General features: G+C 60.9%; 6 protein-coding genes. 2 read left to right on the top strand and 4 right to left on the bottom strand.

The genetic code is table 11. The features are described 5' to 3' along the window. The first annotated feature begins 98 nt into the window (after window positions 1–98). Window positions 99–1,073: a hypothetical protein gene (locus tag AC24GY_RS02305; RefSeq protein WP_487679945.1), complete on the top strand. Its 975-nt coding sequence runs from the start codon at window positions 99–101 to the stop codon at window positions 1,071–1,073. A 12-nt stretch (window positions 1,074–1,085) separates the two neighbouring features. Here AC24GY_RS02305 and AC24GY_RS02300 read toward each other — a convergent pair whose 3' ends face one another. The 3 genes from AC24GY_RS02300 to AC24GY_RS02290 form a co-directional block, all read right to left on the bottom strand. Further along, the gene (locus AC24GY_RS02300; protein WP_487679943.1) at window positions 1,086–2,933 is read right to left on the bottom strand and encodes a CocE/NonD family hydrolase; all 1,848 of its coding nucleotides are present in this window, start codon (window positions 2,931–2,933) and stop codon (window positions 1,086–1,088) included. An 83-nt stretch (window positions 2,934–3,016) separates the two neighbouring features. Further along, a complete protein-coding gene (locus tag AC24GY_RS02295; RefSeq protein ID WP_487679941.1) occupies window positions 3,017–4,102 on the bottom strand; it encodes an amidohydrolase family protein in 1,086 nt (361 codons plus the stop codon). A 94-nt stretch (window positions 4,103–4,196) separates the two neighbouring features. Then, window positions 4,197–7,457, bottom strand: coding sequence for a beta strand repeat-containing protein (locus AC24GY_RS02290; RefSeq protein ID WP_487679939.1), 3,261 nt, complete (start codon window positions 7,455–7,457; stop codon window positions 4,197–4,199). 344 nt (window positions 7,458–7,801) lie between these two features. Here AC24GY_RS02290 and AC24GY_RS02285 point away from each other — a divergent pair, with 344 nt between their 5' ends. Further along, window positions 7,802–8,680, top strand: coding sequence for a sugar phosphate isomerase/epimerase family protein (locus AC24GY_RS02285; RefSeq protein ID WP_487679937.1), 879 nt, complete (start codon window positions 7,802–7,804; stop codon window positions 8,678–8,680). 108 nt (window positions 8,681–8,788) lie between these two features. On the opposite strand, the gene AC24GY_RS02280 is transcribed toward AC24GY_RS02285, so the two are convergent. Further along, window positions 8,789–11,305 (bottom strand): DUF7133 domain-containing protein, encoded by a 2,517-nt coding sequence (locus AC24GY_RS02280; protein WP_487679935.1) that lies wholly within the window; start codon window positions 11,303–11,305, stop codon window positions 8,789–8,791. Between the last annotated feature and the right edge of the window lie 197 nt (window positions 11,306–11,502).

Genomic DNA, 11,502 nt, shown 5'->3' with positions numbered 1-11,502 from the left:
GTAGCGCATAACGCGACAGCTGCCATAAATACCGTATTGAATCAAGCCACTTGAATGACAGGTCTACTGGTGGATCTTAGCAATTCCCAGCGAACCTCATGCCAAAACTCGACATCAGCCCCTACCCCGACACCCCCACGGCACGGTCGGAGCTGGTCGAATTTCTGAACCGGCAGCTACCCCCGCAAAACGGCCACAGCTGGGAGCAGCGCCTGCGCCACTGGTGGGATGAAAACCCCGCCGCAGCAATCAACCCTGAACGCGGGCGCTGGGCACATGCGGAAGGGCGCTTGGTGGCCTACGGCGGATCCATCCCCGCCCTGCATGTCTGGCAGGAGCGGATCTGTCAGACCGTGTACGCCACCACCTTCTGCGTAGACGAGCACTTCCCCAAAGCAGCGGCACTCGTCTTCCTGCAGCAGCGCGAGGTCGCGGAGCAGCAGATGATCACCCACACCACCCCCAGCCCCCGTGTTCAGGAGGCTCTGTTCAAGATGGGCGCACGCGCGGAGCAGACTGTGACACGTCGCTTCTTCCCTGCTGGACTCGCTTCACATGTGTATGGACACTCTTGGTGGCCCTCCCTGCCTTCGGACAAACGCGTGGTGACAGATCCCGCCCTAGTCACTGCCATCGCACGCCCCTACCAGCGCACGGATCGCATTGAAAAATGGATCACCCCCGATTACCTGCGGTGGTTTTGCAGCGCCCCCACGCGCAAGCATCATTTCCTCGGCCTTGTCGATGCTGCGGGTGTGCTCAGCTCCTACCTCCTCGTCACCCCCCGGCCTGTACGTGGCATGCGAAGTTGGGATGTGCTGGAAAGTTTCACCACCCAAGGGGACAAATCTGAACTTTACGCCCTGATAGGCCTCCTCGTCAAAGAGCCCGGCCTGCTCCCCGGCGGTGCCGTCCTCGTCACCGCCGCCGCCTTCCCAGACGACCTCACCTGGGATCCGCCCCCCGCCATCCTCTCCCGCAACCAGCACGTCTGTCACTTCTTCCTTTTACCCGAACCCCTCCGTCAGGCCCCCAAGCATACCATCATGGCTGAGGGTGATCTGGGCTTGTGAGCGGTCTTTAAATTAATCTGCCTCTCCCACCACCGGCACCAGCAACCGTGACGGATGCTCCACATCGCAATAAATGCGGTTTGTCTGCTTCATCTTCTCCCCGTCATCGCTCCAGGGCTTTCCAGTGCCGGGATTCACATCGAAGCGGGGGAAGTTGCTGGAGGTGATCATCACACGGACACGGTGGCCGGTGTTGACGATGAGGCTGGTGGACCAGCAATCGACGGTGACTTCCTCGATCTGCCCGGGCGCCAGCGGCTCGGGCTTCTCGCGGGATTTGCGGTAGCGCAGGCGCTGGATGCCTTCGGCCATGAGCATGCTGCGGCCGTCGGGATACACATCGCAAATGCGCACGGAGAGGTCCGTGTCCGCCGCGCTGGAGGAGACGAAAATCTTTGCCCACAGACGACCGGTGATTTCCACCGGCTTGTCGAACGCCTCACTGGTGAACACCAAAGCGTCCTCGCGGCTCTCGACCTTGCGTTGATCCATCGGCCCACGCTCGATGGTAAGGTTGTTGCCGCCGATGGTGGGGCATGGGTGGGCGGGATCAAAGGTGTACTCGTGGTGGGCGGCTCCTGAGGCGGGTGCTTCCAGTGCCAGCTTCTTATCCACCATGAAATACACAGGCGTCTCCTTCGCCGGGATGGGCCAGTCATTGGCATAGCGCCATTCATTGCCCGGAGCGCCGGGCGTGCTGGTGTCTCCCATCACGTAATAGGCCACGGCAGGTTCTTTCTCGATGCCGTTCTGGATGCCCTTCAGGTAATGGTCAAACCAGCGGCCCGAGTTGTACTGCTGCGGCGGCTTCGCATTCGGAAAGGTAAGCTGCCCGGCAGGCATCTGCCCAATGCCATGATGCCAGGGTCCCATGATGAGCTTCTGCGTGCCTTTGGAGCCCGGCGCACCGCGTTGCTGCCGTCCCACAAATTGATCAAGTGTCCCCTGCGCAAACATGTCAAACCAACCGCCGATGTTCACTGCGGGCACATTCATCACCTCAAACTTCGTGTTCGTGTCGTTCCCGCGCCAGTAGGCATCGTAGCTCGGGTGCTCGTGCATGATCGAGAGCGCCCTCGGATCAAACTTGTTCCCTTGCGTCCAGTTCTCCACGTCAGCCTTGCGAAACGCGCTGCCGATGTAGCTCACGTCCGTGTACATGTCCGCCGGCGCCACCGTGATATACTGCGCCTTCAAGGCACCGGGTGCCGCGCCTGCCAGCAGGTTTTGCGTGATGCCGCCTGCCGAGCCACCGATGGTGGCGATGCTGCCATTGCACCACGGCTGTTTTTTGATCCACTCCACCGTGTCCAGGCCATCCTGATGCTCACCCCAGCCGCAGCCGACGAAGGGGATGTTTTCCCCTTCGGAATCAAAGCGTCCGCGCATGTCCTGAATGATGAAAGCATAACCGGCAGCGGTGAAGCCAGCTCCGCTTCCGCTGCCCTTCACCCGGCTGTAAGGCGTGCGTGCGAGAATGACCGGAAAGGGCCCCTCCCCACGCGGCAGGAAAATGTCCGTCGCCAGCTTGATGCCATCACGCATCGCGAGCTTCTCGCTCTTTTTGTCCACCGGCTTCGTGTGTTCCCCGACCTGCTTCAGCCAGCTCTCAGACGTCACCACTTTGTCTGCCGCAGCACGTTTCAGCATCCCTTCGATCTGCAGCGCCCACTGCTCGCCATAGGTCTTCTTCACAAACTCAACCGCCCGCGCCTGCTCCTCGGTGGATAGCGCACGGTTGTGATCCACATCCGCCATTGTAAACAAGGCCCGCATCTTCCCCGCCAGCGCCTCATCCGCCGAAGCATCGCACGAAAGAAAAGACACCGAGGCAGCTAGCAGCAGGAACGAATTTTTCATAGATAACGTGTAGGCTGCTGAGTGATCCCACACACGCGTTCATATGACAAGCTGGGCGCATTCTCAGTAGCGCAGGCATTGCATCACCCCACCATCCGCCACGTCAGCTCCATGCCCATCCCCACCGGCAGCGGCGTCACCGGCCCCGCAGGTGTCTCCAGCAGCGTCATTGGCTGCGCCTCCTTCTCCATCTGGAAGTTCTTCTCCGATGGCGGAAAGCCATAAAACGCCGGGCCATTGAGGCAGAGAAAACGCTCCAGCAGCCCCCGCCCCTCCGACGTGCCGAGATCCACGCCCGCCTCTTCAAACGCCATCGCGTAGAGCTGCGGCGCACAGCCTCCTGTGAAGCAGCCCGCCGCGCAGCCGCAGGCCGTCGCCTTCGTCGTGTGCGGCGCGCTGTCCGTGCCCGCGAAATACTTCGTCTGCCCCGCAGTCGTAACCGCCTGCCGCAAGGCTGCGCGGTCATCCCGAAACTTCACAATGGGCAGACAGTAGAGATGGTACTTCAGCCCCTGGATCAGGTGCCCCAACGTGTACAGCAGATGCTGTGGGGTGATCGTCGCGCCCACATGCTCCGGCGCGCGCGCCACAAACTCCGCCGCCGTGCGCGTGGTGATGTGCTCACAGACAATCCGCAGCTTCGGATGCGCCGCGATGAGGCGCGGCATTCGCTCCGTGTAGAACCGCGTCTCCGCATTCTGCTGCGCATCGATGTAGTCCGGCCCGCTCAGTGCGTGCTGTTCCCCGTGAATGCACAGCACAATGCCGTGCTCCTCCATCGCCCGCAGCACCTCGCCGCCGATCAGGTCATCCATCGGCATTCCGTGCTCAGCGTTAGTCGTCCCATGCGGCGGGTAATATTTGCAGGCCCGCAGCAGCCCCGACGACGCACCTTCCTCAATCATCCCCGCCGTCGTCTGCCGCGTCAGATACAGCGGCACAATCAACTGCTCAACCCCCGCCGCACGCAATTCCGCCGAGTAGCTCTCAATCGACCAGCCGTCGCTCTGCGCCGTTCCTGAAATGCGCGACACCGGCGGCTGCGTGTTCGGCATCGCCAGCGCCCCTGCACAGCCCATGTCCAGATGCGCTTGGACATACGAACCCATCGCGGGGCCTTGACGGAAATGCGTGTGAAGATCGAACCACTTGGGAAGCGTGAGGGTCATGCTCTTCCGTTAGCTCGGGGCGCCGTTGGATCAATCGCGAGATGCAAAGTCTTCGCCATGAATCCACCCAACTGAGGGATGCACCCCGCGAGCATCAGCGCTTTCTACGCCGTGCCAGAAGCAGGAGGCCCGCTGCCAGCAGCATCATGCGCGAAGGCTCAGGCACGACGTAAATGATGCCATTGGAAAGGAACTGATCCGTCGCGAAAAACCATCCGTTGCCCAGGGTGGGAAGGACCAGATCTGCTGTGGTGAAAGCTCCGCTGGTGCTGTCAGCGTTGAGATTCAGGGTGGCCCAATCTACGATGTTGAAGACATCGCCCCAGCCAGGATTGTATCCGCCAGCCAGTTCCACTTTGATCGTGCTGCCTGCATTCAGCCCGAGTGCGCCTGTGACCTTGATGGAGTCATACAATCCTCCGGCGGCCGAGTCTTTGAACGCGCTGACTTGGGCGGCCACGGTGGGATCGGCGGCATGACTGCTCGTCCCACCCAGGGTGAGGAGCACACGCGGACTGCCACTGCTTGCGCCCGTGGCCAGCGTGAGATTGGTAAAAGTCAGGGTCCCGAGGCCGTCCCCTGCACTGGCAACCGCGCTGAGTGAACCATCCGTGGAGCCGCCCGGTTTCAAAATCGACCCCGCACCAATGACCACCGTGCCAGTCACGCTGCCGGTGCCGCTGAGCACCTGATTGCTCAGGGTCTGGGTGCCACCCGTGACAGCGGTGACATTGAGCGTGGCGCCGCTCTTGACTTCGATCCATGGGCTTGAGGCCACGGCACCCGCACCGCTGAGCGTCAGGGTTCCAGCAGCCACTGTCGTCTTGCCCGTGAAGGTGTTGGCCACAGTCAGAGTCAGGGTGCCGAGGCCGTTCTTGGTCAGGCCCCCATCGGCCGCAACACCCAATGCGGTGTCGTGCTCCAAATTGTCGGCGATGGTGATGTTGAATCCATTGGTGTCGATGACCGCACCCCCGGCCTGCACTTTGGAGGTGAGATTGGCCGAGTCAGGGATGAAATTGCCGGCACCGTTGTTGTCAGTCGCCTTCAGCGTGCCGCCATTGAATCGCAGTTCGGCCAGCCGGTTGGTCGAATTCGCCCCGGTGTTCATCGCGAAGCCACGCGTGAAGAGAATGCCTGCATTCAGCGAGATGGTGCTCACGATGCTGGACAAATTGACCCCTGGCTGGTTGCCGCCGTTGAGATAAAAATAACTGGAACCTGAGCTCGTCATGTTGAGCGTGCCGCCGTTCATGATCACGTTGCCCGCACCGTTTTCAGAGAGTCCATAGCTGCCATTGGCCCACGTCACCGCCCCTGTGCCGCTCACGGTCAGGGTCGCGGTTCCATTGTTGGCAAAGCGTACATTGCTTCCCAGCGTCAGGGTGCCGCCTGAGACATTCACATTCGAAACGGTGCCCGTGCCCTGCGCAAAGAGCGCGTTGTTAAGGGTCAGTGCCCCGCCAGACACATTGATGGTGCTGGTCTGGATGAAAGCGCGGTTGCTGTTGTTGAAGACAACGGTGCCGGCGGAGACATTCATGGTGGCTCCGCTATCAAGCTGAAGACCGTTGTTTCCATTCCCATCCCCCGTGCCGCTGTGGGTGGCGTTGGCACCTTCAAAACTCAGGATGCTTCCAGCACCGCTGACGACCAGCCCCTTCACAAACGATTGTGTGCCTGATTGAAAACGCAGCACGCCGCCGCTGTTCACCGTGACGGCGGCTGCATTGAAAACCCCATCGCTGTTGACCCTCACATCACTGCCCGTCGCCGTGAGGGTGCTGGCCGCATTGGTCATCGAGATGCCGCCTGTGAAATTCAGCGTGTTGACACCGCTGAGCGTCAGGGTGCCACCCAGACCGCTGATCAGTCCGCTGTAGGTGACCGTGCCACCCGTGTTGTTGGCGATGGCCAGAGCACCTGCATTCACCGTGGTGGTGCCGGTGTAGGTGTTCGCTCCGCTGAGCGTCAGGGTGCCGAGGCCGTTCTTGGTCAGGCCGCCGTCGGCCGTGGCACCCAGCGCGCTGTCGTGCTCCAGATTGTCGGCGATGTTGATGCTGAATCCGTTGGTGTCGATGACCGCCCCGCCCGCCTGCACCTTGGAGGTGAGGTTGGCGGAATTGGGGATGAAGTTGGTGGCGCTGTTGTTGTCCGTGGCCTTCAGCGTGCCGCCATTGAAGCGCAGTTCGGCAAGCCGGTTGGTCGAGTTCACCCCGGTGTTCATGGCGAAGCCACGCGTGGAAAAGACACCGGCATTGAAGGCGATGCTGCTGGTCACCGCCGTGTTGAAGGCCGCACCATTGCCGCCGTTCAGCAACAGATAAGTGGTGCCAGAGCTGGTCATGTTCAGCGTGCCTCCATCCATGATGATGCTTCCCGTTCCGTTCTCGGACAACCCGTAGCTCGCGACTGCCCAGGTGACCGCACCGCTGCCACTGACCGTTAAAATCGCCGTGCCGTTGTTGGCGAAACGATTACCGCCTCCCAAGCTCAGAGCCCCACCGGAAACATTGATGCGAGCAATGACACTGCTGCTCTGGGCGATGAGCGTGTTGTTCATGTTGATCGTGCCGCCGGTAATGTTGAGCGTACCTGCCTGCATCCAGAACCGGCTTGGCGTCAGATCCACCGTTCCGGCACTCACATTGAGCGTGCCTCCATTGAGAATCTCCAGGCTGTCCTGCTCGCCCGAACCTCCGCCGCCAATACCGTTCACGGTGACGGTTGCCCCAGTGAAATTGAGCACGCTGCTCGCGCCGTCCACCTTCAGGCCATTGTTGAAGATCTGGGCGCCCGACTGCATCTTCATGATGCCGCTGCTGATCAACACATCGGCGGCGATGGTGCTGTCCCCCACGAAACGCACATCCGCCCCCGTGGACGTGATCTTGTTCGCCGTGGAGGAAAAGCTCAGCCCGCTGAAAGTGATCGCCCCTGAGCCCGTGATGGACAGGTCACTCGCTGCGCTGCTGATAGCCGCACTGAAGGTGATGGCTCCGCCAGTGGCATTGATGGAGCTCGACGCCCCCAGAGAAACCGCCATGCCCAGTGTCTGCAAGCTGGATGAATTGTTCGTGAGGCTGCCGTTCAAGGTAAGAGCATTGCCACCCAGCGTAAACGCAGCAGCACCTGCATTGAAGGTCAGGCCAGCGATCGAAAGGCTGGTGATGTCGTTGTTCAAGTTCGTCCCGCTCGTTCCGGCACTGCCGAAAGTAAGCGTGTCACCACTGGCGGCCGGCAGCGCATCTGTGGACCAGTTGGTATTGCCGACGCTGCTTGTGTTCCAAGCAGCATCCACATCCCCCACCCATAACAGGGTGGCGGCGCGAAGAGGAGCAGGCGCTCCAAACATGAGGGCACAAGCAAGAGCTGCGAGGACCCGAAGGGGGCCCTGACGATGGCATAACATTCTGATTATTTTTTTTGGGGGGGGACAGGACGTTGACCCAAACTCGGCCTTCTGCAACGCCTTCATGTCGAGCCAATGCATAGATGCACCCTCGATTCTATAGAGACTGTCACATCCAGATCAAAAACCGCAGTGAAATTAAAGATATGCCGCGCCACCGAATCGCCTCATCTTTATTCAAAGTTCTTGCCGATTTTTCCACGGGCAGCAAGGATGCGTCACTGGACTCGGCAGTCGGCCAGCCCCGCTCTGCCACACTCCACTCCCCGCCTCCATCCAACCTTCCCATGAAATCAAACCCGCTTTCCCGCCGCATCTTTCTTGGCACCGCATTCGCAGCCGCGACCGGCTTCACGCTTCCCCGTCATGCTTCTGCCGCAGACAAGCCCAGCTCCGTCTTCAACGGCGTGCGCATCGGCTGCATCACCTACAGCTACCGCAGCATGGCAAAGACCGCCGAGGAGACGCTCAAGGCGCTGCTCGATGACGGCCTCAGCGAGACCGAGCTCATGGGCGGGCCGACCCAGCTTTACGCGGGCATCAAAGGCGGCAAGATCACCGACTCGGAGCGTGAGCAGCAGCTCTCCAAGTGCGCCGAAATGCGGAAGATGTACAACGACGCCGGCGTAAACATCCACATCCACAAGATGGGTTTCGGCCAGTCGGATGAAGAAATCGAGTTTAACTTCCTTGTGGCGAAGGCCCTGGGCTGCACGGCCGTGACCACCGAGCGCAATGCCATCCTCGCCGCGCGCGTCGCCCCGTTTGCGGACAAGCACCAGATCTGGGTCGGGTTCCACAACCACACCAACAACTTGCCAGAGATGGACAAGTTCGATTCCATCCTGGATCTCGGCAAGTTCATCGGTTTCAACCTCGACATCGGCCACTACGTCGCCGGCACGAAGGGCAAGTCACCCATCCCCGTGCTGGAGAAGTATCACGACCGTATCACGAACCTCCACCTCAAGGACCGCACCGCCGACGGCGGCAACGTCCCCTGGGGACAGGGTCAGACCCCGATCAAGGAAGTGCTGCAGCTGATGAAAAAGGAAAAGTGGACCTTCCCCGCCGAGATCGAGCTGGAATACAAGATCCCTGAGGGCTCTGACGCCATCGCTGAGGTGAAGAAGTGCGTGCAGTATTGCAAAGAGGCGCTGGCGTGAGTGAGCCTTGCTCCTTTCAGCAAGGCACGGTCTCGGAGCCGCTTGATGCGGCTCCGAGGCCTGTTGTTTTGGAGAACGCCGAAAGGTGCAGGGCGGCGAGACTCTCGGTCACGGAATCTTGAGCAGCTCCTGTTCCGTCCAGGAATCGGTGCGTGGCGCTTCCTTTTCGCGGACTGCTTTGAGAAAGTCCGGTGAGATGGGCTCCTCACCATGCTCCCACTCACGCCGGAGATAAGTGAGAATGGCCGCCAGAGGTTCATCGCCCAAAGCGCCCAGCGGAGGCATGTCGAGCTGGTAACGCCTCTTTTTGACCGTGATGTAGCCGCGCACGCCGTGGAGGACGATGCGACTGAGCCGGTCGGGCGAGCCATTGACCCATTCGGAATCAATCAGCGGTGGGGCGATGCCATCGAGGCCTGAACCACTTGGCTGATGGCAGCCGGCGCAGATGCCGGAGTACAGCGCCTTGCCCATCTCAAAACGACTCTGCTCATCAGCCGTCAGCGGGCGCGGCTGCTTGAACCCTGCGGGCGCAGGCTTGCCCGGCCAGGTCAGCATGTCCGCCACCTTTTCGGTGCCGGGAGTGTCGAGAAAAGCAGGTTTCGCTTCGAGCTTCACCTTCCGGCGTGTGAAGTCCGCCGAATTGGCGGTGAAGCCAGCGAGCAGCGTCTTGCGAGGCGTGGCCCCGGCCTTTTCCGCGAGTGCCAGGAACCGTGAGACACGGGCGGGATTGCGTTCGCTGGCCACACAGCCCGCCAGGCTTGGGATCAGAGTCTTGCCGCTTCCAGTGGCAAGGCAATGCTCCAGCAGTTCCAGCTCGCGGCCTTTGACCCCGCTGAGGATGGCTTCGGCCAGATAGGGGTGATCGGGCACGCGGCTGGCCATCGCAGCCATGGCCAGATCGGCCGCCGAATCTTGGCACTCGCCAAGCGTGAGGGCGATTTGAGTCTGCACCTGCGAATCCGGTTCGGTGGCGGAGAGGGCGATGAGCCTGGTCACCACAGCGGCACGCCTTTCCCCTGCCAGAAAAACTTCAGCGATGCGCACGGCACTGTTGCGCACTCGGGCATCGACGTCAGCGAGCGCTGCCTCGATCACCGGCCAGGTGCTCTTGCCCATGCCATCGAGCGTCCACAAGGCATGCATGCGGCCGAGCGCGACATCGCTGCGGGTGAGAGCTTCCAGTGCGGGGACAACCCCTGCATCCGCACGCTCGACAAGCAGGCGCTGGGCGGTTTCCCTGTGCCAGGAATTGGTGTGAGTGAGGATGGGGACAAGCTCTGCATGGTCAAGCTTCGCCAGATTGGGTGCAGGACGTGTCCTGGCATTTTCAGGAACGATGCGCCAGATCCTTCCCAGGCCGCGTGGATTCACCAGATCGTGCTCCTGGATATACTTTTCCAGATAGGGACTGAGGGAGATGCGGTGCTGGATGATGCCCCGGTAGAAATCGACGACGTAAAGCGCTCCATCGGGTCCCGTGGTCATGCTTACAGGGCGGAAGCGCTCATCCGTGGACGCGAGAAACTCACGCTGATTGTAGGCTTCACGCGCCACGAGCCTGCCTTTTTCGAGGGTGACAATGTCTCGCTTCACGAGATGCAGAGCTGGCTCGCAGGCGAAGGCATTGCCAAGAGCATCCGTCGGGAAGAGATCGCCCCGGTAAATCCAGGGTGAGCACGCGGCGGTAAAGTTCTTCAGTTTGTAACCCGCCATGTTCTCAGGAATGTAGGCGCGGTTCGTGCCGGGGGTCACACGGATGGGCCACACGGCCTGGTTCACCGGCGGGTTGATGCGGCCTCCTGACTTCTCATAGTGCGGATTGCGCAGACGGTAATGGGAGGGCCACATGTCGCCCTGCAAGTGGCCGGAGTTGAAGTTGTAAAAGAGACGGCCAAAGTCATCCTGACTGAGCCCATACTGTCCGCGCATGGATGAGAGGCTGCGTTCGAAAGCGCCCGCGCCACGCCAGCGAAAACGCGCCGCGTATTCCGCAAAGTAGATCCAGTTGTCCAGCGCCCAAAGCGGCGAGTTCGCGCCATGTTCCGGGTTCGCCAGTTCGGGGCGGCCAGGGATGGTTTGTGCGCCAGCATCCTTCGCCACCTCGATCTTCTCATCCGCCTTGTCATCGCCATTCTTGTCCGGGCAATACCACAGCATCGGCGGTGCGCCCACCAGCGCGCCTTCGCCAATCGGCAGGACCGTGCGGGGCATGATGAGCTGATCGAGGAAGACCTTGCTTTGATCGAAGCGCCCGTCGCCATCGGTGTCCTTGAGAATCACGATCCGGCCCACCGGCTCATCCTCACGATTGCCCTGAATGTCCGGCATGTACCCGAGCATCTCCACCACCCAGAGCCGCCCATCCGGACCAAACTGCGCAAAGATCGGATCCCCCACCAGCGGCTCACTGGCTGCCAGTTCCACCCGGTAGCCCGGTGCCACCTGGAAGGTTTTCAATTCCTCATCCGCAGACAAAGCCCGCGTGTCCGGAACAAGCTCCGCCGGCACCAGCGAGGGCGGCACCTTCGCCATTGCATCCCCATTTTGGGCGCAGACCGTTGAGACAAAAAACAAGACAGACAGAGCGAGGATCGGGGAGAGAGGGATGCGTGTGAAATTCATGGGTGACTGCGAACGGGGCTTCCATTGCTATACGACCATGCACCCTGTGATCTTTAGCACCATAAGCCAATCGCAGTGCATCTGGAGGGTTAACGATGTCTTTGCCTGGATTGAAGAACTGCATGTTTCAGCAGATGAAAGAAGCGTGGCAGAGCTGATCGAGGGGAGCGCGGACAAAGAGCCGAGCTTGCGAGACA

The sequence above is a fragment of the Prosthecobacter sp. Pr1 genome (assembly GCF_057652315.1).
Note: the sequence above shows the minus strand (reverse complement) of the source record. Positions and strands in the feature narration are given on the sequence as shown.

Bases quoted from the DNA above. Each gene is read 5' to 3' on its own strand.
- AC24GY_RS02295 (WP_487679941.1), bottom strand. From the start codon at position 4,102: ATGACCCTCACGCTTCCCAAGTGGTTCGATCTTCACACGCATTTCCGT.
- AC24GY_RS02285 (WP_487679937.1), top strand. From the start codon at position 7,802: ATGAAATCAAACCCGCTTTCCCGCCGCATCTTTCTTGGCACCGCATTC.
- AC24GY_RS02280 (WP_487679935.1), bottom strand. From the start codon at position 11,305: ATGAATTTCACACGCATCCCTCTCTCCCCGATCCTCGCTCTGTCTGTC.
- AC24GY_RS02300 (WP_487679943.1), bottom strand. From the start codon at position 2,933: ATGAAAAATTCGTTCCTGCTGCTAGCTGCCTCGGTGTCTTTTCTTTCG.
- AC24GY_RS02290 (WP_487679939.1), bottom strand. From the start codon at position 7,457: ATGTTTGGAGCGCCTGCTCCTCTTCGCGCCGCCACCCTGTTATGGGTG.
- AC24GY_RS02305 (WP_487679945.1), top strand. From the start codon at position 99: ATGCCAAAACTCGACATCAGCCCCTACCCCGACACCCCCACGGCACGG.